Source organism: Seonamhaeicola aphaedonensis, assembly GCF_003386195.1.
In the GTDB taxonomy this organism is placed as follows: domain Bacteria; phylum Bacteroidota; class Bacteroidia; order Flavobacteriales; family Flavobacteriaceae; genus Seonamhaeicola; species Seonamhaeicola aphaedonensis.
Map to the genome: position 1 here is coordinate 821569 of NZ_QRDX01000001.1, position 20407 is coordinate 841975.

General features: G+C 33.4%; 21 protein-coding genes and 1 tRNA gene. 8 read left to right on the top strand and 14 right to left on the bottom strand.

What is annotated here, in order from left to right:
• The first annotated feature begins 10 nt into the window (after positions 1-10).
• The 4 genes from mscL to DFQ02_RS03635 all read left to right on the top strand — a co-directional run bounded on the left by mscL (position 11) and on the right by DFQ02_RS03635 (position 4749).
• A complete protein-coding gene (gene mscL, locus DFQ02_RS03620; RefSeq protein ID WP_116039604.1) occupies positions 11-418 on the top strand; it encodes a large-conductance mechanosensitive channel protein MscL in 408 nt (135 codons plus the stop codon).
• A gap of 134 nt (positions 419-552) precedes the next feature.
• A complete protein-coding gene (locus tag DFQ02_RS03625) occupies positions 553-1542 on the top strand; it encodes an aspartate-semialdehyde dehydrogenase (RefSeq protein ID WP_116039605.1) in 990 nt (329 codons plus the stop codon).
• A 72-nt stretch (positions 1543-1614) separates the two neighbouring features.
• Complete coding sequence (locus DFQ02_RS03630) at positions 1615-3771, top strand: prolyl oligopeptidase family serine peptidase (protein WP_116039682.1); 2157 nt, start codon at positions 1615-1617, stop codon at positions 3769-3771.
• 63 nt (positions 3772-3834) lie between these two features.
• The gene (locus DFQ02_RS03635) at positions 3835-4749 is read left to right on the top strand and encodes an ABC transporter ATP-binding protein (protein WP_116039606.1); all 915 of its coding nucleotides are present in this window, start codon (positions 3835-3837) and stop codon (positions 4747-4749) included.
• Here DFQ02_RS03635 and DFQ02_RS03640 read toward each other — a convergent pair whose 3' ends face one another.
• The 8 genes from DFQ02_RS03640 to pdxA all read right to left on the bottom strand — a co-directional run bounded on the left by DFQ02_RS03640 (position 4750) and on the right by pdxA (position 11513).
• A complete protein-coding gene (locus tag DFQ02_RS03640; protein WP_116039607.1) occupies positions 4750-5199 on the bottom strand; it encodes a GreA/GreB family elongation factor in 450 nt (149 codons plus the stop codon).
• A 39-nt stretch (positions 5200-5238) separates the two neighbouring features.
• Positions 5239-6348, bottom strand: a complete 1110-nt coding sequence (locus DFQ02_RS03645; RefSeq protein ID WP_116039608.1) for an NAD(P)/FAD-dependent oxidoreductase — start codon at positions 6346-6348, stop codon at positions 5239-5241.
• A gap of 168 nt (positions 6349-6516) precedes the next feature.
• Positions 6517-7872: an acetyl-CoA carboxylase biotin carboxylase subunit gene (gene accC, locus DFQ02_RS03650; RefSeq protein ID WP_116039609.1), complete on the bottom strand. Its 1356-nt coding sequence runs from the start codon at positions 7870-7872 to the stop codon at positions 6517-6519.
• Positions 7873-7948: 76 nt separating this feature from the next.
• Positions 7949-8437 (bottom strand): acetyl-CoA carboxylase biotin carboxyl carrier protein, encoded by a 489-nt coding sequence (accB, locus tag DFQ02_RS03655; protein WP_116039610.1) that lies wholly within the window; start codon positions 8435-8437, stop codon positions 7949-7951.
• 21 nt (positions 8438-8458) lie between these two features.
• Complete coding sequence (locus DFQ02_RS03660) at positions 8459-9460, bottom strand: beta-ketoacyl-ACP synthase III (protein WP_116039611.1); 1002 nt, start codon at positions 9458-9460, stop codon at positions 8459-8461.
• A 180-nt stretch (positions 9461-9640) separates the two neighbouring features.
• A complete protein-coding gene (rpmF, locus tag DFQ02_RS03665; protein ID WP_116039612.1) occupies positions 9641-9841 on the bottom strand; it encodes a 50S ribosomal protein L32 in 201 nt (66 codons plus the stop codon).
• A gap of 8 nt (positions 9842-9849) precedes the next feature.
• Complete coding sequence (locus DFQ02_RS03670; protein ID WP_116039613.1) at positions 9850-10392, bottom strand: YceD family protein; 543 nt, start codon at positions 10390-10392, stop codon at positions 9850-9852.
• An 80-nt stretch (positions 10393-10472) separates the two neighbouring features.
• A complete protein-coding gene (gene pdxA / locus DFQ02_RS03675) occupies positions 10473-11513 on the bottom strand; it encodes a 4-hydroxythreonine-4-phosphate dehydrogenase PdxA (RefSeq protein ID WP_116039614.1) in 1041 nt (346 codons plus the stop codon).
• A gap of 196 nt (positions 11514-11709) precedes the next feature.
• Between pdxA and DFQ02_RS03680 the strand changes: the two genes are divergently transcribed.
• Entirely contained in the window at positions 11710-12300 is a 591-nt protein-coding gene (locus tag DFQ02_RS03680; protein ID WP_116039615.1) for a riboflavin synthase, read from the top strand.
• On the opposite strand, the gene DFQ02_RS03685 is transcribed toward DFQ02_RS03680, so the two are convergent.
• Both DFQ02_RS03685 and DFQ02_RS03690 read right to left on the bottom strand, forming a co-directional pair.
• On the bottom strand, positions 12297-12512 hold the full coding sequence (locus DFQ02_RS03685; protein WP_116039616.1) for a hypothetical protein: 216 nt from the start codon (positions 12510-12512) through the stop codon (positions 12297-12299). The genes DFQ02_RS03680 and DFQ02_RS03685 overlap by 4 nt on opposite strands.
• A 361-nt stretch (positions 12513-12873) precedes the next feature.
• The gene (locus DFQ02_RS03690; protein ID WP_116039617.1) at positions 12874-15816 is read right to left on the bottom strand and encodes an FAD-binding and (Fe-S)-binding domain-containing protein; all 2943 of its coding nucleotides are present in this window, start codon (positions 15814-15816) and stop codon (positions 12874-12876) included.
• Between the two features lie 214 nt (positions 15817-16030).
• Between DFQ02_RS03690 and DFQ02_RS03695 the strand changes: the two genes are divergently transcribed.
• Entirely contained in the window at positions 16031-16339 is a 309-nt protein-coding gene (locus DFQ02_RS03695) for a hypothetical protein (protein WP_147297726.1), read from the top strand.
• 51 nt (positions 16340-16390) lie between these two features.
• Here DFQ02_RS03695 and DFQ02_RS03700 read toward each other — a convergent pair.
• Positions 16391-16464, bottom strand: a tRNA-Ile gene (locus tag DFQ02_RS03700).
• Positions 16465-16540: 76 nt separating this feature from the next.
• Complete coding sequence (mce, locus tag DFQ02_RS03705; RefSeq protein WP_116039619.1) at positions 16541-16945, bottom strand: methylmalonyl-CoA epimerase; 405 nt, start codon at positions 16943-16945, stop codon at positions 16541-16543.
• Positions 16946-17139: 194 nt separating this feature from the next.
• On the opposite strand from mce, the gene rbfA reads away from it, so the two are divergent.
• Together rbfA and DFQ02_RS03715 are read left to right on the top strand one after the other, a co-directional pair.
• Positions 17140-17535, top strand: a complete 396-nt coding sequence (gene rbfA, locus DFQ02_RS03710) for a 30S ribosome-binding factor RbfA (protein ID WP_116039620.1) — start codon at positions 17140-17142, stop codon at positions 17533-17535.
• Complete coding sequence (locus DFQ02_RS03715) at positions 17536-18750, top strand: ABC transporter permease (protein ID WP_116039621.1); 1215 nt, start codon at positions 17536-17538, stop codon at positions 18748-18750.
• Between the two features lie 188 nt (positions 18751-18938).
• Here DFQ02_RS03715 and dusB read toward each other — a convergent pair whose 3' ends face one another.
• Together dusB and DFQ02_RS03725 are read right to left on the bottom strand one after the other, a co-directional pair.
• Positions 18939-19934, bottom strand: coding sequence for a tRNA dihydrouridine synthase DusB (gene dusB, locus DFQ02_RS03720; RefSeq protein WP_116039683.1), 996 nt, complete (start codon positions 19932-19934; stop codon positions 18939-18941).
• A gap of 22 nt (positions 19935-19956) precedes the next feature.
• The gene (locus DFQ02_RS03725; RefSeq protein WP_116039622.1) at positions 19957-20337 is read right to left on the bottom strand and encodes a DUF4345 domain-containing protein; all 381 of its coding nucleotides are present in this window, start codon (positions 20335-20337) and stop codon (positions 19957-19959) included.
• Positions 20338-20407 lie beyond the last annotated feature (70 nt).

Below are 20407 nucleotides of genomic sequence, written 5' to 3' on the forward strand. Positions count from 1 at the left end.
ATTTAAAATTATGCTTAAAGAGTTTAAAGAATTTGCAATGAAGGGAAACCTTGTAGACATTGCAGTTGGTTTTGTTATGGGTGCTGCTTTTAAACAAGTAGTAACATCATTTACTGGAGGTATTGTATCTCCTTTAATTGGATTAATTTTCAAAGCAGATTTCAAAGATTTAAAATTAGAATTAAAAGAAGCAATTACCGATGCAGCGGGTGAAGTTACAACGCAGGCTGTATATCTAGAATACGGTACGTTCTTGACTCATGTTATAGATTTTATCATTGTGGCTTTTGTAATGTTTATGATGATTAAAGGCATCAATAAAATGAAAAAGAAAGAAGAGCCGGCTCCAGAACCAGCGCCTGCAGGACCTAGTCAAGAAGAATTACTTGCTGAGATTCGAGATTTACTTAAAAAATAACTAATTGTTAAATAAATAACACACTGTTATTTGTTGTTAAAAAGACCTTGTTTTAAAAAATTCAAGGTCTTTTTTTTAGTTTAAAACAACAATTAATACTTAGTTTTGCGCCATAATTTTTAAAACAGATAGAAATGAAAGTAGCTGTAGTTGGAGCCACTGGAATGGTAGGCGAAGTCATGCTAAAAGTTCTTGCAGAACGTAATTTTCCAATCACTGAATTAATTCCTGTTGCCTCAGAACGCTCTGTGGGTAAAACTATTACATACAAAGGAAATGATTACACCGTTGTTGGTTTAGAAACAGCCGTTTCTATGAAACCAGACATTGCCTTGTTTTCAGCAGGAGGTGATACATCATTAGAATGGGCACCTAAATTTGCTGAAGCTGGTACTACAGTGGTTGATAACTCATCGGCTTGGAGAATGGACCCTTCTAAAAAATTAGTTGTTCCTGAAATCAACGCTAATGTCCTAACTAAAGAAGATAAAATTATTGCCAATCCAAACTGTTCAACTATTCAATTGGTAATGGCTTTAAATCCGCTTCATAAAAAATACAACATGAAACGTGTTGTAGTTTCTACTTATCAATCCGTATCAGGTACTGGTGTTAAGGCGGTTCGTCAATTAGAAAACGAAATCGCTGGTATTGAAGGCGAAATGGCCTATCCTTACCCTATTGGTAGAAATGCATTGCCACATTGCGACGTGTTTTTAGAAAATGGTTATACCAAAGAAGAAATGAAATTAGCCAGAGAACCTCAAAAAATTATGGACGATAGAACATTCTCTGTATCAGCAACAGCTGTGAGGATTCCAACCGCTGGTGGGCATTCAGAGTCTGTAAACGTTGAGTTTGAAAATGATTTTGACTTGGCTGAGGTACGTGAACTATTAAGTGCAACACCTGGTATTGTAGTACAAGACGATTTGGCAAATAACTCCTATCCTATGCCAATTTACGCACATGATAAAGATGACGTTTTTGTTGGACGTATTCGTAGAGACGAATCCCAAGCTAATACCTTAAACATGTGGATTGTTGCAGACAACTTACGTAAAGGAGCTGCTACCAATACCATTCAAATAGCTGAGTACTTGGTTGAAAACAATTTAGTTTAAACACTTTTCATTAAAAGATTGTTAAAGGCTCCTGTTGACCGCAGGGGCCTTTTTATTTTTGTAAAAAAACTAATGAAAATTGTTATACTTGCTATATTGTCAATTTTTATGATTCTGGCTTGCGAAAATGACCCATCAAACAAAAACAATTTTGAAGTGACTTATCCTAAAACTAACACTGTTGATACTGTAGACACCTATTTTGGAGTTGAAGTAAAAGACCCATATCGTTGGCTTGAAAATGATATGAGTGAGGAAACCGCTAAATGGATTGAATCTCAAAATTTAGTTACCCATAACTATTTAAATAAAATTCCATTTAAAAATGACCTTAAAGAAAGGCTTTCTAAACTTTGGAATTATGAAAAAGTAAGCGCTCCATTTAAAGAAGGAAATAATACTTACTATTACAAAAATAATGGTTTACAAAACCATTATGTACTCTACAGAAAAAAAGAAAATGGAGAGGAAGACGTATTTTTAGATCCAAATTCTTTTTCCAAGGATGGCTCAACTTCTTTGGATGCCGTTAGTTTCTCTAAAAATGGAAGTCTACTTGCATATTCTATATCTGAAGATGGAAGTGATTGGAGGAAAATTATCGTCATGGATACGGAAACCAAAGAGCATGTTGGAGATACAATTTTTGACGTTAAATTCACTCAAATTTCATGGTATAAAAATGAAGGATTTTACTATTCAAGTTATGATAAACCTAAAGGCAGTGAATTGTCTACTAAAACAGATCAGCATAAAGTCTACTATCATAAACTAGGAACGCCCCAAAAAGAAGATAAATTAGTTTTTGGTGGAACGCCAGAGGAGAAACACCGTTATATTTATGCTGGTGTAACCCAAGACGACAACTATTTAATTATTTCACCCAGAATTTCTACTACAGGAAACAAGCTTTATATAAAAGACCTATCCAAAAAGGACAGTTCTTGGATAACTATTTTAGATCATAATGAAAGTAATACTGCTGTTTTAGACAATGATGGAAGCACACTCTATTTAGTTACTAATTTAGATGCTCCCAACAAGCGCATTGTTAAGGTTTATGTTTCTAATCCAACACCTGAAAATTGGGTAGATATAATCCCAGAAACCAACTTTGTTCTTCAACCTTCATCTTCTGGTAAATATATTATTGCGAAATATATGGTTGATGCTATTTCTAAAGTAATGCAATACGATTACAACGGTAATTTAATAAGAGACATTAAACTTCCTGGTGTTGGAAATACGAATGGATTTGGCAGTAAAAAAGAAGAAACCGTTGATTACTTTAGTTTTACAAACTATGTCACACCTTCAAGTATTTACAAACTTAACTTAGAAACTGGTAAAACCGAATTATACTGGAAACCTTCTATAGAGTTTAATAGTAATGCCTACGAAAGCAATCAAGTTTTTTACCTCTCTAAAGACGGCACTAAAATCCCCATGATTATTACGCACAAAAAAGGCTTAGAGCTCAATGGTAAAAACCCAACCATACTTTATGGCTATGGAGGTTTTAATATTAGTTTAAATCCTACATTTAGTATTGGAATGGCTGTTTGGATGGAACAAGGTGGTGTATATGCGGTTCCTAATATTCGTGGTGGTGGAGAATACGGTAAAAAGTGGCACGATGCTGGTATTAAAACTAAAAAACAAAATGTATTTGATGATTTTATTGCTGCAGCAGAATATTTGTTTAAAAATCAATATACCTCTTCAGAATATTTAGCTATTCGTGGTGGTTCTAACGGAGGTCTTTTGGTAGGTGCCGTTATGACACAAAAGCCTGATTTAGCAAAAGTAGTATTACCAGCTGTAGGTGTACTAGATATGTTACGCTACCACACGTTTACTGCTGGGGCAGGTTGGGCCTATGATTATGGAACCGCTGAAGACAGCAAGGAAATGTTTGAATACCTAAAAGGTTATTCCCCCTTACACAATATAAAAGAGGGTACTGAATATCCAGCAACCTTAGTAACTACTGGTGATCATGATGACCGTGTGGTACCCGCGCACAGTTTTAAATTTGCTGCTGAATTACAAAGTAAACAAGCTGGGAATAACCCAACATTAATAAGAATTGAAACCGACGCTGGTCATGGTGCAGGAACTCCTGTAAGCAAAATCATTGAACAATATGCCGATATTTTTAGTTTCGCCTTATTCAATATGGGCTATGATGTGCTACCGTATAAAAAAAAGAAAAAGGATAACCGCTAATCATTGAAAAATTAAATCTGCTTAAGTTTTGTGCAGATTTTTTTATACTATTTTTACAACTTTATGCTTCAAGTAAAAAACATATCGTTTGGTTACAACAAAGAAAAAGTTCTAAAGAATATAGACTTTACAGTCAATAAAGGTGAACATTTATCTATTATTGGCGAAAGTGGTTCTGGTAAAAGTACCTTGTTAAAACTACTCTACGGAGAATTTGATTTAAACGAGGGCGAAATATTTTGGAACAAAACTAAAATTCTTGGTCCTGCATTCAATTTGATTGTTGGTTATGATTTTATGAAATACGTCTCTCAGGAGTTTGATTTAATGCCATTCACCACTGTAGCCGAAAATATTGGCGAATTTTTATCAAATTTCTATCCCGAGGAAAAACAAAAACGAGTTGAAGAATTATTGGAAGTTGTTGAATTATCAGCTTTAGCAAATACCAAAGTAAAACTTTTAAGCGGCGGACAAAAACAACGGGTAGCGCTAGCAAGAGCTATTGCAAAACAACCTGAAATTATTTTGCTTGATGAGCCTTTTAGTCATATCGATAACTTTAAAAAGCAATCTTTAAGACGAAGTTTATTTAAGTATCTAAAGAATAAAAATATCACCTGTATTGTTGCTACTCACGATAAAAATGATGTTATTTCATATTCAGATAACATGATTGTTTTAGACAACAATAAAATCATGGACAGAGGTACTCCACAAGACCTTTTCAATAACCCTAAAACACCATTAATTGCATCATTCTTTGGTGAATTCAGTGTTATTGAACCTTACGGCATCGTTTACGCTCATCAAATAAAAATGGTTGAAAAATCTAATTTAAAAGCCGTGGTTAAACAATCTTATTATAACGGCATCCACTATTTAATTGAAGCTAATTTAGATGGACAAAACCTGTTATTCGAACATTATAAAGAACTTAAAAAAGGTCTGGAAGTATCTTTAAAAATTTATAACTAGTTACTCTATTTTCTCGATTATAAATTCCTGATTTCTAAACTTTATTGAATCTCCAACTGTTTTACCTAGTAATAATTGCCCTATTGGTGTATGAACAGAAATCGCAAAAAATGGTTTTTCTTCTACCTTTAATTCACCAGCACTAATGGTAATAAAATAATTTGATTTAGACGTATAAACTACACTACCTAAGCCAATACTCTTTTGCGAAGATTCAATATTTATTCTATTTAATATATGTTTAATTTTTTCAGTTTCGGATAATTGCTTTCCAGCTTTTTCTCGTTCCAATTGCAACATAGCCCGACCCGTTTCATGTTTGTCTCCTGCACTACTTTTGGTTTCAGTGGTTAAGGAATTTTGAATTTCATCAATAGATTTTTGGATAGCTTTTAATCTTATTTCAATAAATGCTTCGCATTGTTTATATAATTCTTCTTTAATATTCATATTAAAACTATGTAGATTCCTGCCTCTGGAGGAATGAAATTAAATTAATTCTGCTAATTCTTTTCCAATTAAACTGCCAATAGCTACGCCCATACCACCTAAACGAACACCACAATATACGTTGTTACTCAACTGTTTTACTATGGCTTCTTTTTTATTACCAACCCCCATAATACCACTCCATCTATGGTCAATTTCAAAATTGATGTTTGGTAAAATAACTGCTTTTAAAAGGTTTTCTAAGGTTTCTTGAATGTGTTGTGTTTGACCAAATTCAGTTGTAGATTCTCCTTTAAAATCTAAATGTCTTCCTCCTCCTAGTAAGATTCTATTTTCAAAATTTCTAAAATAGTAGTACCCTCTGTCTAAATGAAAGGTTCCTTTAATATGTAAATCTCTTATAGGTTTTGTTATTAAAACCTGAGCTCTTGAAGGTGTAACTTGTTCATTTAGTATTTCAGATGCAAAACCATTGGTTGCTATAAATAATTTAGATGAGAAAAACTCAAACCGATTGGTTTGTAATTTGACTGAATAATTATCTTCTGAAAAAGATTCAACCGAAATGCTATTAAGTATTTTGACACCTCTACTAAGTACTAAATTTAAAAGTGATACCATCATTTTACCAGTATCTATTTGTCCCTCAAAAGAATTGAAAATATACTGCTCCTCAATAGTCTTAAAACCGAGCTTGCTAGTTTTTATTGTAAAAACATCCTCTTTGAAAATAGGCTTTAAAAGCTCATTGACATATTTGACTTTAGACCGGCAAGTATCAAATAAACTATCATTTTTAAAAAATAATTCATAACCACCGTTTTGTTGATAGTCGATATTGGAGTCACTCAATGTATCTCGTAATAGTTTCAAACCATCTAGACGCTTTTGCACAAGCTTAACAACCTCATCTTCAGAATGATTTTTTAAATCGTCTAGAATTTCACTAAGACTCCCAAAACAAGCAAATCCAGCATTTTTTGTACTAGCCCCTTGTGGTAATACCCCTTTTTCTAATATTAAAATATTTGATTTAGGAAATCTTTCCTTTAATTGTAAAGCACAACTAAGACCAACAATACCACTACCAACAATAGTATAGTCAATATTAGTTAACCAACTTTTTATTTCCCAATAGGATAAGTTCATGATACTAAGTTAGTGCTTTTGCGTTAAGGATAGAAATGGCATGCTTTTGTGAGGTACAATTAAAAGATACAGCCCTTCCACTTCGCTCAGGATAAACTACTAACTCTAATTTTTATAATGCAAAGAAATACCATAAAAAAACTCCGAAATTGCTTTCGGAGTTTTAATTTATTCATCTTCAGAAATATGTTTTATTTTGAAGTCTTCCATAAATTTAGTGGTGTAATTACCAGCTAAATAATCTGGATGCTCCATGAGTTGCCTGTGGAATGGAATAGTTGTTTTTATACCTTCTATAACAAACTCATCCAAAGCACGTTTCATCTTGTTGATGGCTTCCTCTCTGGTTTGTGCTGTTGTGATTAACTTTGCAATCATTGAGTCATAATTTGGTGGAATAGAATATCCTGCATATACATGCGTATCTAATCTAACACCATGGCCTCCAGGTGCATGAAGTGTGGTAATCTTTCCTGGTGAAGGTCTAAAATCATTAAACGGGTCTTCGGCATTAATTCTACATTCAATAGAGTGTAAATTTGGCATATAATTCTTTCCTGAAATTGGCACACCTGCTGCCACCAATATTTGCTCACGTATTAAATCAAAATCAATGACCTGTTCTGTAATTGGATGCTCTACTTGAATACGTGTATTCATTTCCATGAAGTAGAAGTTACGGTGCTTATCAACTAAAAACTCTACTGTTCCTGCACCTTCATACTTAATATATTCTGCAGCTCGAACTGCGGCTTCACCCATTTTTTTACGAAGTTCATCGGTCATAAATGGAGATGGTACTTCTTCAGTTAATTTTTGATGACGACGTTGTATCGAACAATCTCTTTCAGATAAATGACACGCTTTCCCTGTAGAATCTCCAACAATTTGAATCTCGATATGCCTTGGCTCCTCAATAAGTTTTTCCATGTACATATCATCATTTCCAAAAGCGGCTTTACTTTCTTGTCTTGCAGAATCCCAAGCGGCTTTAAGGTTTTCTTTTTTGAAAACACCACGCATCCCTTTTCCACCACCACCAGCTGAAGCTTTGAGCATTACTGGATATCCTACTTCCTCAGCTAGTTTCTCGCATTCTTCATAAGATTTAATAACACCATCACTTCCAGGAACACAGGGTACACCCGCAGCTTTCATAGTTGCTTTAGCGTTAGCCTTGTCTCCCATTTTATCAATCATTTCTGGTGAAGCTCCAATAAATTTAATACCGTGCTCTGAACAAATTTTTGAAAACTTAGCGTTTTCGGATAAGAATCCGTATCCGGGATGAATAGCATCTGCATTGGTAATTTCGGCAGCAGCTATAATATTAGACATTTTAAGATAAGATTCACTACTTGGTGCTGGTCCTATACAAACTGCTTCATCGGCAAACTTAACGTGCAAACTTTCTTCATCTACCTTAGAATAAACCGCAACAGTTTTAATGCCCATTTCTTTACAGGTTCTAATAACACGTAGTGCTATTTCTCCCCTATTGGCTACTAATATTTTTTTAAACATAACTTATAGATATTTAAAATTTCAAATTCCAAATTCCTTCAAATTGGGACTTGTTTTTTTGGAATTTTAAATTTGGTTATGAAGGGTCTACTAAGAATAACGGTTGATCAAACTCTACTGGAGAAGCATCATCAACCAAAATTTTCACTACTTTTCCAGAAACTTCAGATTCAATTTCATTGAAAAGTTTCATGGCTTCAATAATACAAAGTACATCACCTTCAGCAATGGTCTGACCTACCTCAACAAATAAAGGTTTATCTGGCGATGGCTTTCTATAGAAGGTACCAATAATTGGTGATTTAATTGTGATATATTTTGAGTCATCAGTTGCTGCTGGTTCTTGAGTGGCTGGTGCTGCTGGAGCACTTGCTTCTACAGGAGGCGCAGGTACAGTAGCTACGGGTTGTGCCATTTGTGGAGCTGGAACTTGTTGAACTATTGTTGTTTCTGTATCCGATCCTGTTTTGATGGTGATTTTTACATCATCCATTTCCAATTTAACCTCGCTTGCGCCAGACTTGGCAACAAACCTGATTAGGTTTTGAATCTCTTTAATATCCATAATTTTCTAATTAGTTAATGGTTAGTTATCTGAATTATATGCCCATTTTAAATAAATGGCTCCCCAATTAAATCCGCCACCAAAAGCAGCAAATATAATATTATCTCCTTTTTTAAGTTGTGATTCGTAGTCGTGTAATAATAACGGTAAGGTAGCTGATGTAGTATTTCCATACTTGTGAATATTCATCATTACTTTTTCATGCTCAAGTCCCATTCTATCTGCCGTAGCATCAATAATACGTTTATTAGCTTGGTGAGCCGTTAACCATGCTACGTCTTCTTTTGTTAAATTATTACGCTCCATCACTTTCATAGTGGCGTCGGCCATATTAAATACTGCGTTTTTAAACACGGTTCTACCTTCTTGGAAAGCATATTGTCCGCCTTGGTCTATGGCCTCATGTGTTATAGGGTGTACAGAACCTCCGTAAGTAGCTTGTAGAAATTCTCTACCAGTACCATCACTTCTTAAATATTCATCTTGTAATCCTAAACCTTCTTGATTAGGTTCAAATAAAACCGCACCGCCGCCATCTCCAAAAATAATACAAGTAGCTCTGTCTTTATAGTTAATTAAGGAAGACATTTTATCAGCTCCAATTAAGAGTACTTTTTTGTATTTACCGGACTCTATATAACTAGCAGCCACTGACATTCCGTACAAAAAACTAGAACATGCAGCGTCCATATCAAAAGTAAAAGCGTTGGTAGCTCCTATCTCAGAGGCCGTAAAGGCAGCCGTAGATGCCGCTTTCATGTCTGGTGTTGCAGTAGCAACAATAACCAGTTCTATGTCTTCAGGATCTAATCCTTTTTTATTTATTAGGTCTTGTGCTGCTTTAATAGCAAGGAAAGAAGTGCCTTTACCGTCTTCTTTTAGAATTCTACGTTCTTTAATTCCTGTTCTTGTGGTAATCCATTCATCATTTGTGTCAACCATGGTCTCAAGAATTTGATTGGTTAACACATATTCAGGTACATAGCCCCCCACAGCTGTAATGGCCGCTGAAATTTTACTCATAAACTAACCGTTAAATTGACTAAAAAATCACTAAAATTTAACAAAACAATGTAAAATTAGGTGAAAACTACTAAATTTTAGCGTAATAACACACAAATATGCTTGTTTTTGCTCTTACAAAAAGTCTGTCATAAAAAAACGCTCACAAGTGAGCGTTTTATATTGTGTGCGCAAATTAGGTTATGCCACGTTCTCTTCTTCAGAGTTGTCAACTAATACCTGACCTCTGTAATATAATTTTCCTTCGTGCCAATGCGCTCTATGGTATAGGTGCGCTTCACCTGTTGTAGGGCAAGTAGCAATCTGTGGCACAGATGCTTTATAATGAGTTCTTCTCTTATCTCTTCTAGTTTTAGAGATTTTTCTCTTAGGATGTGCCATTTTCTATATTATTTATTATCCGTTAATAGTTTTTTTAATGTATTCCAACGAGGATCGATATCCTCTTTTTTGTCTTTATTTTTACTAAGCTTTGGGCTTAGTTCTTCTAATTTATCAAGTATTTCTGAATTTAACGTTCCGTCTTTTACACCAGGGTGTACTCTTTTAATTGGTACAGCTAATACAATTAATTCATAAACATATTGTTGAATATTGATTTCATAAGTTCCATGCGGTACTATTAAAATATCTTCATATTCATCATTGTATTCATCACCAAATTTCACAACCAAATCAAACTCATTTTCAATAGTTTGATTGTAAGGTTCATTTGTTAAATCACAATTAATGTTTACAAATCCAGAGGTTTTAAAGTGTAATTCTAATAATGTTGACTTTTTTTCTAGCTCAACATCAACATTGACACTTGTATTATTAAACTCTTTATACTCAAAAAAATCAAAGAACGTTTGTTCAATTTTATAATCAAAATGATGCTTTCCTAATTTTAATCCTACAAACTGGATTACAAATTCTTTCAATGGCTTCATTATCACATCTATTTTGAGCCTGCAAATATATAAATTTTTGCCTTAAGCAACATGACTTATAAACATTTTTTTGTTTATATCTATTTACGCACCTTTTTTAAAGGATTAGCGGTAAGGCGCTCATAATCAAATCTATTTCTATAAATTTGAATAGCTGTATAAATAGCTTCTTTAAATGAGCCAGCATCTGCTACTCCCTTGCCTGCAATTTCATAAGCTGTTCCGTGGTCTGGAGAGGTTCTAATTCTATTTAACCCTGCAGTAAAATTAACGCCTTGACCAAACGACAATGTTTTAAAAGGAATTAATCCTTGGTCATGGTAGCTAGCCACCACAGCATCAAAATTTTTGTAATTATTAGAACCAAAAAAGCTGTCGGCAGCATATGGTCCAAAAACCAATTTACCTTTATCTTTAATTTTTTTAAGTGTGGGACGCAATACCTCATCATCTTCCTTTCCAATAACACCATTATCACCCGTATGAGGATTGATGCCTAAAACTGCTATTTTGGGTTTTGATATTCTAAAATCTCTCTTTAGAGAGTCATAAATTGTACTAATTTTTTTTATAATGAGTTCCTCTGAAATTTGTTCAACCACATCTTTAACAGGGACGTGATCTGTTAATAAACCAATTCTTAAATTGTCAGTAACCATAAACATAAGGCTTTCACCTTCTAATTCCTGCGCTAAAAAGTCTGTATGTCCAGGAAATTTAAATTCCTCAGATTGAATATTGAATTTGTTTATGGGTGCTGTCACCAAAACATTAATTTCTTCATTTTTTAAGGCCTCAGTGGCAGCTCTTAATGACTTTATTGCATATAATCCTACTTTATTGTCTTCTTTTCCAAATTCAATTTTAACTGGTTCGTTCCAACAATTAAAAACATTAACCTTACCGTGCGCCAATTGACTGATGTTATAAATATTGTGAAAATTGATGGTAGACTGAAAATGACTTTTGTAAAAATTCATAGTCTTTGCCGAAGCAAAAATTACAGGTGTACATAATTCTAAAAACATGGCATCATCAAATGCTTTCAATATTATTTCTCCACCAATACCGTTTAAGTCACCAATTGATATTCCAACTATTATATTTTCTTCGTTATTCATTAATAAAGATAACTTTTGTTCTTAATATGCTTCAGTAAGCATGATATTTTGATTTAAAAACTCTAAAAATTCATCTTACTTATGCAATCTGTCTATTAATTCATTAATTTTTATCACTTAGTTTCTCTGAATATTTAAATGAAAAAAATCATGTACTTTTGATTTTGCAAATTTAACCAAATAAACAGATAATAATATGTTTACTGGAATTATTGAAGATCTTGGTATTATCACTAATTTAAGAGAAGAAAACACCAACCTTCACATTACTGTAAAAAGCTCAATTATTTCAGAATTAAAAATAGATCAAAGCGTTGCCCACAATGGTGTTTGCCTAACGGTTGTTGATGTAAATAATGATGAATATACGGTTACTGCTATAAAGGAAACTTTAAACAAAACTAACCTTGGTACTCTTCAACTAAATGATAAGGTAAATTTGGAGCGTGCCATGAAGTTAGGAGACAGGCTAGACGGTCATATTGTTCAAGGTCATGTTGATCAAACTGGTATTTGTACAAATATTAAAGAAGAAAACGGTAGTTGGTTTTTTACCTTTCAATACGATGCTTCCTTAAACAACTTGACTATAGAAAAAGGTTCTATTACAGTAAACGGAACAAGTTTAACGGTAGTAAACTCCAAAAAAGATTCCTTTAGTGTAGCCATTATACCATATACGTATCAACATACTAACTTTAACACCTTTAAAATAGGTACTATAGTAAATTTAGAATTTGATGTTTTAGGAAAATACGTAACTAAACTAGTAGCAATGAACAGCTAGAGTTTTGCTTTAGCATTTTTTAATAGCTTTTTAATACCAAGTAATAAAGCTAATCCTAATAGAAAAAAAGTACTGACTCCAATTGTTAGACCAGGAGGGGAGGGACCTGCTGTAGGCGGCGGCGGCGGTTGCCCATCTTTTTGAGCAAAAGACAATACTCCTACAAACGCGATTAAAACTAAGGTTAATATTCTTCTTTTTCTAGTAGTCATGGGTTTGGCAAAAGTAAAAAAAAACACTTTTTGTCAAAATAAAGAGAAGTATTTATCTTTAAAAAACATCTTCAAAAAACACAATTCATCGACGAAATACATTTTTTTTGGCTAAATGAGCCAAATTGTGCTATCCTGATATTAAGTTTAATAATAGTCCCTCTTATTACCTGAAAAACAAATATATATAATTTAAAAAGATAATTTTAACGATACTTGTTAACAAATTTATTAATCTCTTTTACATACACACTTAAAGTATGTTTAATCAAAAAAGTACTCATGAAACAGAAAAAATCAATGCTCTTTGTTTAATTACAAAACAAATCAATGATTTTAGATTTTATTTATACTGCATAAACTATTTAGAATTATGATTATCTTCTTTTAAAGCAGCTTTTAAAATGCTAATAGGATGCCATGAGCTTCTGTTAACAGCATCTTTAATTTGATGGCGACAACTTGTACCAGATGCCGCAATTATAACATCGTCTGAATAATTCCTGATTTTAGGGAATAAGGTGTCTTCACCAACTTGTATACTAACATTATAATGTTCTTTTTCGTAACCAAAAGAACCTGCCATACCACAACAACCAGAATTAATGATACTTACTGAATAATTCTTAGGAAGATTAAGCATTGAAAAAGTTGGTTCGGTCCCACTCAAGGCTTTCTGATGACAATGTCCATGAATCTTTACATTTCTTTTTTCATTGGAAAAGTGGTTCTCAGAGATATTTCCCTTCAATCGTTCTTTATTGATAAACTCTTCTATCGTGAAAGTGTTCTTAGAAATCTTTTTAACAGCCTTTTTATTTTCGGCCAACCTTATGTATTCATCTCTAAACGATAAAATTGCTGAAGGCTCCAAACCAACCAACGGAATTTTTTCAGAAACCAAACTTGCAAATATAAATACGTTTTTATCTACTATTTCTTTTGCTTCATCTAAAAAACCTTTTGAAATTAAACTTCGCCCACTTTCTTCGTGCTCAATAACATGGACTTTATAACCCAGTTTTGAGAGCAATTCTAACGCATCTTTACCTACCTCAATATCGTAGTAATTAGTAAATTCATCAATAAACAAATAGAGCTCTCCCTTATCATAGATAGTATTATCATATTTGAATTTATTCTTGACATACCACTTTCTAAAAGTCATTGATGCCAATTTAGGAATACTTCTTTCGATAGCAATTCCAAGAGCCTTTTTCAACAACAACGTATTTAAAATGGCGTTCGTCAGACTAGGAAAAGTACTGCCTATCTTACTATACTTAACATTGTGCGCCATAATTCGTGTTCCTAATGAGGGTGGATTATCCTTATTATATTGATATAAAAACTCAGCCTTAAAACTAGCTATGTCTACATTACTAGGGCATTCACTAGCACAGGCTTTACAACTCAAACACAAATCAAAAACCTGCTTTAATTCCTGATGGTTAAAACGATTAGCTTTTTCCGAATTGGTTAAAAACTCTCTCAATGCATTGGCCCTAGCTCTGGTGGTATCTTTTTCATTCTTTGTAGCTCTATAACTAGGACACATGGTGCCTCCTGCTGAGACTGGTTTTCTGCAATCTCCTGAACCATTACATTTTTCGACAGCTCTTAAAAGCCCCTTGGAATCAGAAAAATTTAATAAAGTTTCAATAATTGGTTCTTTTCTACCAACCTCATAGCGTAATGATTCATCCATAGGAAAAGCATCCACAATTTTTCCTTTATTGAATACGTTATTGGGGTCAAACGTTTGTTTAATATGCTTTATTAATTGGTAATTTTTTTTACCGATCATTAGTGGTAAAAATTCCGCACGCACAATACCATCACCATGTTCACCACTAAAAGAGCCTTTATACTTTTTGACTAGTTTAGCTGTATTAGTTGTTATTTCTCTAAAGAGTTTCACATCCTTAGAGGCTTTTAAATTTAGAATAGGTCGTAAATGAATTTCGCCAGCACCCGCATGAGCATAATAAACCGCCTTTTGATTATAGTCATCCATCATTTTGGTAAACTCTGCAATATAATTTGGCAAATCCTTTAAATCTACAGCAGTATCTTCAATACAGGCAACTGCTTTAGCATCGCCAACTATATTTCCTAACAATCCTAAACCAGCCTTTCTTAATTCCATGGCTTTTTTTATATCCTCACCATATAGTTTGGCATATGCATAACCATAATTGGCCGCCTGCAAATCTTGAATTAATTTCTGGGATTGTTCCTTTAAAACTTGCTTTGAGTCAGCCCTTACTTCTAACATTAATATAGCTTCAGGGTCTCCTTGAATAAAGAATCTATTCTTTAACTGTTCGCGGTTATTTTTTGTACAATCAAGAATCGTTTTATCCAATAACTCACATGCATATAAATTATGTTTCATGGCAATCACTGTGGCTTCTAAACTTTCTTGAACACTTGTAAAATGTGGCACAATCAGCACTTCTTCTTTAGGAGGCAATTTGTCCAATTGTAAAGTAATTGAAGTTGTAAATGCCAAGGTTCCTTCGCTTCCGCAAAGCAATTTAGTAATATTAATCTCTTCAGATAGTCCGTCTTCTGAATTAGTATCTAAAAATGCATCAACTGCATAACCTGTATTTCTTCTGTGAATAGTTTTATTTGGAAATTCATTATGAATTTCGGCCTGAATGTCAGGGTCTGAAAGTTTATCAAAAAGTGATCTATAGATTTTACTTTCTAAACTTTCTCCCTCAGCTTTCTTAACAATAGTTTCTTTTTTTATGGTATTGAAAACAACTTCAGAACCATCAGATAATACAGTTTTGAGTTCTAAAACCTTATCTCTGGTAACACCATATTTTATAGATGTTGAACCAGAAGAATTATTCCCTACCATACCACCAATCATACAACGGTTACTGGTAGATGTGTTTGGTGAAAAAAACAATCCGTAGGGCTTAAGGAACAAATTAAGATCATCCCTTATAATTCCAGGTTCTACAGTAATGGTTTTGTCCTTCTCATTTAGTTTTAAAATTTTTGTAAAATGCTTAGAGACATCAACTACAATACCATCACCTACGCATTGACCAGCCAAAGAAGTGCCTGCTGTTCTTGGAATTAAAGTTGTATGATTTTTATGGGCAAACGCAATAAGTTTTCTTATATCGTCTTTGTCCTTTGGAAATGCTACCGCCATAGGTAGTTTACGATACACTGAAGCATCAGTTGCATAGATGCTTTTATACAAATCATCAAAAAAGAACTCCCCTTTCAATTCATCTGAAAGTTTTTTTAACCTTCTATTGATATTTGATTTTTGCATTTAATGTTTTAAGCGAATATAATTCTTTAAACAAAAAAAGCCTAAACTACATTTGTAATTTAGGCTGCTGCGATTTTATTTTGTTGTCCTATATTATGTTTATAGAAATTATAGGACTTCTGTAATGTTTTAATTTTATAATTTAGGTTTTAATAACCATTTAATCTAATTAAAACTATACATGAAAATTAATTTCAACAAATTATTTATTATAATGTCCGTAATTCTTTTGAACACTTCTTGTTCCAGCGATTTAGATAATTTAAGAAAAAAATGCGAGGATACTTACTTACTATATTTATTTAAAGATTGTAAAGACGGTATTTTTTCATCATTTAAGATATTGTCCTTACAGGAAGGTAATAGAATAAAGAATATTATTGAATCGAACAACGAGGTATGCATTCAAGTTAATGGCACAGATAATTCTGGGAAAAGTTTTGAAGGTTTTGTGATAACTACTTCAAATAACTACCTTACTATTATGGATTGTAATAAGCATTGTTATATATGCCCCTCTTAAAATAAATATAGGAAAAAGCCTTATAAACATCATGTTTACAAGGCTTTTAAGTGGTCCCACCTGGGCTCGAACCAGGGACTTTCTGATTATGAGTCAGATACTCTAACCAACTGAGTTATAGGACCCATTGCAAACAAGTTGCATTTCTCTTTAAATAAGAGTGTGCAATATTACTACATATTTTAAAATCCTACAAGATATTTATGGCTTTATCTCTTGGCATAACTCTATTAATACACCATTAGTACTTTTAGGGTGTAAAAAAGCCACTAGCTTATTATCGGCTCCTTTTTTAGAAACCTCATTGAGTACCTCAAAATCTTGGTCCTTTAACCGGTTAATCTCTGCTTCAATATCATCTACATCAAAGGCTATATGATGTATGCCCTCACCTTTTTTATCAATAAATCTAGCGATTGGACTGTCAATTTTGGTTGCCTCTAACAATTCAATTTTATTTGCACCCACCTTAAAAAACGAGGTTTTTACGCCCTCACTTTCAACCGTTTCGGTTTTATAACTTGGTTCTCCAAATAGTTTTGAAAACAGCTCATTGGAAACCGCTATATCTTTAACAGCTATTCCTATATGTTCAATTTTATTCATGATATTTCTTTCATTGAAAGATACGAAATTTGTAAATTAACAAAGTACTAAAAGCTTTGGAAATTAAGTTACAATTGGTTTTATTCTATTATTTAATTAAGTGATAAAGGAACTCAATACAGACTTATTTTTATAAACAGTTTTAATACGCAAAAAAAATCGATATTCTTTAAAATATCCTTTATTTTTGCACTATGGAAGAAACTCAAAGACAGAAAAAAATAGCATCGGTATTACAGCGTGATTTGGTTGATGTACTCCAAAGAGCTGCCACTGATGGCGGACTTAAAGGCATCCTCATTTCTGTTACTAAAGTAAAAGTAACCGTAGACTTGTCTGTTGCCAAAGTTTACTTAAGTATTTTTCCAAATAACAAAGCCAAAGAACTTCTTGAAGGTATTAAGGCAAACACAACGTCTGTACGTCATGAGTTGGCTCAACGTACTAAAAATCAACTCAGACGCATGCCTTCTCTTGAGTTTTTTATTGATGATTCTTTAGAGTATATTGATAATATTGAGCGTTCTTTAAAAGGACTAGACAATCCTATTGACAACCCCGATTTATTAGATAAAAGAAAGAAGTCTTAATTGAATGTTGCCTTATATATAGCCAAACGTTATCTGCGCTCTAAGAGCACTAACAACGCTATAAATTTCATTACCTATTTTGCACTTTTTGGTGTTATTGTTGGGTCTGCTTCTTTATTTATTGTACTGTCTGGTTTTGCTGGTTTAAAAGATTTTACTTTAGAATTTTCAAATATTGTAGACCCAGATTTAACCGCAAAAGCAGCCACTGGAAAATCTTATCATCTCACTGATGATGACCTCTTAAAACTTAATAATTTAGAAGAAGTAGCCCTCTTTTCTAAGATTATTGAAGAGCGCGTTTTAATTACTTCGGATGAAAAAACAAGTTTAGCCACTATAAAAGGCGTTGATGCCCAATACCAAAAGGTTGTAAATATAGAGTCTAAAATAGACCACGGCAGTTGGTTAGACCAAAAATCGAATCAAATTGTTGCTGGTTGGGGTATTGCAAACAATTTATCTATTGGGGTTTTAGATTTCACCAAATCATTAAATATTTATGTCCCTAAGCCTGGTAAAAACAAAATAACCTCAACGAAAAATGCTTTTAATAATGTAAGAGCTATTAACGTTGGCGTATTTTACATAAACGAAAAACTAAACGATAATTATGTTTACACCTCTATTGATTTGGCGCAAAAACTATTAAACTATGAGTCTAACCAAGTCTCAGCTTTAGAGTTTAAGTTAAATGAAAATATTGATGAGGAAGTAGCCAAACAAAAACTACAACACATTTTGGGTAACAAGGTGATTATAAAAAACAGAGCTCAGTTAAATGATGCGCTTTACAAAATGTTAAACACCGAATACCTTGCGGTTTACCTCATTTTTACCTTAGTTTTAATCATTGCCTTTTTTAACATTATTGGCTCTTTAATAATGATGATGCTAGATAAAAAACAAAGTTTAAATACACTCTTTAATTTAGGAGTACATGTAAAGGATATTAGAAAAATTTTCTTCTTTCAAGGTAGTTTAATGAGTATTATTGGTGGTTTTATTGGTATTGTAATTGGTTTAATCCTTATTGCTAACCAACTTTACGGACCCGATTTTTTAAAGGTTTACATCACACCAACCTTAGCGTACCCCACAAAAATTAAAATAGTAAATCTTTTTTTGGTATTTATTACCATATCCGTTTTAGGTATTGTAGCTTCAAAAATAGCATCGGCAAGAATTACTAGGGCTTTAGTGCAGAATCATTAGTTGGGCAAGTTGCCTTTTTTAAATGGCAAACAGGCTTTCGGTAGTCGCTTCACAATACATTGTGAGAGCTCCAACAATACCTCAATCCTTCTTGCAAAAGCGATAGCAGTGTTAGCTTTTGTAAAATTTTAATCTATGATTTTAGAAAACTTAAACGCATAGCGCGGTGGCTTGCCATTTGCTAAAAATTAATGTGAAAACTGGAAATCTGCAAATTTCTCCAACACCTCATCAAACGTAGCAAACACATCTTCGGGCTTATCACTAGTTACCATTTTAGTGCGGTATTCTTTGAAGTGTGGAATCCCTTTAAAGTAGTTGGTATAATGACGACGGGTTTCAAAAACTCCTAAAACTGGGCCTTTCCAATCAATAGACATTTGTAAATGACGGCGAGCCGCCTCCACACGTTCTTCTAAGGATATAGGTGGTAAATACTCCCCAGTTTCAAAAAAATGTTTCACCTGTTTAAAAAACCAAGGATTTCCAATACTGGCACGACCAATCATAGCGCCATCCAATCCGTAATTATCGCGCATTTCAACAGCCTTTTCTGGAGAGTCTACATCGCCATTACCAAAAACAGGAATGTGCATTCTTGGGTTGTTTTTTACGGCAGCTATAGGTTTCCAATCGGCTTGACCTTTATACATTTGGGCACGTGTACGCCCATGAATAGCAATTGCTTTACACCCCACATCTTGCAACCTTTCGGCTACCTCTACAATTTTTATAGACTCATGATCCCAACCCAATCGGGTTTTCACAGTTATTGGCAATTTGGTGCGTTTAACCATTTCTGCCGTTAGCTTTTCCATAAGGCAAACATCCTTCAAGATTCCAGCCCCAGCACCTTTACTCACAACTTTTTTTACAGGACACCCAAAATTAATATCGATAATATCAGGATTCGATTTTTCAACAATATCAATGGTTTGGAGCATACTGTCTAAATTAGCTCCAAAAATTTGAATCCCAACAGGGCGTTCCTTTTCATAAATATCTAGCTTCATAACACTTTTTGCTGCGTTACGAATTAAGCCTTCGCTAGACACAAACTCGGTATACACCACATCAGCGCCTTGCTCTTTACACAACGCACGAAACGGTGGGTCGCTCACATCTTCCATAGGTGCCAAAAGCAATGGAAACTCACCAAGTTCTATGTTGTCTATTTTTACCACGTCGTTAATTTGGTTTGCAAAATTACTGTTTTTTTCTCTGAAGTACCCAAAAACCATAAAACCCAAGTACTAATTCTCCAATAGTACCAAAAACGTAAAAAAGCGTAGGGGTACCATCTAGAACCAAACTTATAAGTCTACCAAAACCTAAACCCAACATAAAAATCGTATTGCTTATCAATGCTACCCTGAGAAATTTGATGTTACAAATTCCTAATATCCACAGTACAGCAAACCCCAAATACAAGCCCATAATGGCTTTATATACATTATGCTCATCTACGGTGTTTAAATTAATGTCGAACAAAATCTGTGGGATAAAACCATAAATAATGGCAACTGGTACAACGATACAAATTGAAATTACGAGATGGATTTTGGTGATGAATTGAGTTCTTAACATAAATAACTACATACAACTTTTTCTAATCAAAAATACAGAAGAAATTATTGCTTTTAATATGATACTACTC

Coding starts and splice junctions, on each gene's coding strand:
- mscL (WP_116039604.1), top strand. CDS start 11: ATGCTTAAAGAGTTTAAAGAATTTGCAATGAAGGGAAACCTTGTAGAC.
- DFQ02_RS03625 (WP_116039605.1), top strand. CDS start 553: ATGAAAGTAGCTGTAGTTGGAGCCACTGGAATGGTAGGCGAAGTCATG.
- DFQ02_RS03630 (WP_116039682.1), top strand. CDS start 1,615: ATGAAAATTGTTATACTTGCTATATTGTCAATTTTTATGATTCTGGCT.
- DFQ02_RS03635 (WP_116039606.1), top strand. CDS start 3,835: ATGCTTCAAGTAAAAAACATATCGTTTGGTTACAACAAAGAAAAAGTT.
- DFQ02_RS03640 (WP_116039607.1), bottom strand. CDS start 5,199: ATGAATATTAAAGAAGAATTATATAAACAATGCGAAGCATTTATTGAA.
- DFQ02_RS03645 (WP_116039608.1), bottom strand. CDS start 6,348: ATGAACTTATCCTATTGGGAAATAAAAAGTTGGTTAACTAATATTGAC.
- accC (WP_116039609.1), bottom strand. CDS start 7,872: ATGTTTAAAAAAATATTAGTAGCCAATAGGGGAGAAATAGCACTACGT.
- accB (WP_116039610.1), bottom strand. CDS start 8,437: ATGGATATTAAAGAGATTCAAAACCTAATCAGGTTTGTTGCCAAGTCT.
- DFQ02_RS03660 (WP_116039611.1), bottom strand. CDS start 9,460: ATGAGTAAAATTTCAGCGGCCATTACAGCTGTGGGGGGCTATGTACCT.
- rpmF (WP_116039612.1), bottom strand. CDS start 9,841: ATGGCACATCCTAAGAGAAAAATCTCTAAAACTAGAAGAGATAAGAGA.
- DFQ02_RS03670 (WP_116039613.1), bottom strand. CDS start 10,392: ATGAAGCCATTGAAAGAATTTGTAATCCAGTTTGTAGGATTAAAATTA.
- pdxA (WP_116039614.1), bottom strand. CDS start 11,513: ATGAATAACGAAGAAAATATAATAGTTGGAATATCAATTGGTGACTTA.
- DFQ02_RS03680 (WP_116039615.1), top strand. CDS start 11,710: ATGTTTACTGGAATTATTGAAGATCTTGGTATTATCACTAATTTAAGA.
- DFQ02_RS03685 (WP_116039616.1), bottom strand. CDS start 12,512: ATGACTACTAGAAAAAGAAGAATATTAACCTTAGTTTTAATCGCGTTT.
- DFQ02_RS03690 (WP_116039617.1), bottom strand. CDS start 15,816: ATGCAAAAATCAAATATCAATAGAAGGTTAAAAAAACTTTCAGATGAA.
- DFQ02_RS03695 (WP_147297726.1), top strand. CDS start 16,031: ATGTCCGTAATTCTTTTGAACACTTCTTGTTCCAGCGATTTAGATAAT.
- mce (WP_116039619.1), bottom strand. CDS start 16,945: ATGAATAAAATTGAACATATAGGAATAGCTGTTAAAGATATAGCGGTT.
- rbfA (WP_116039620.1), top strand. CDS start 17,140: ATGGAAGAAACTCAAAGACAGAAAAAAATAGCATCGGTATTACAGCGT.
- DFQ02_RS03725 (WP_116039622.1), bottom strand. CDS start 20,337: ATGTTAAGAACTCAATTCATCACCAAAATCCATCTCGTAATTTCAATT.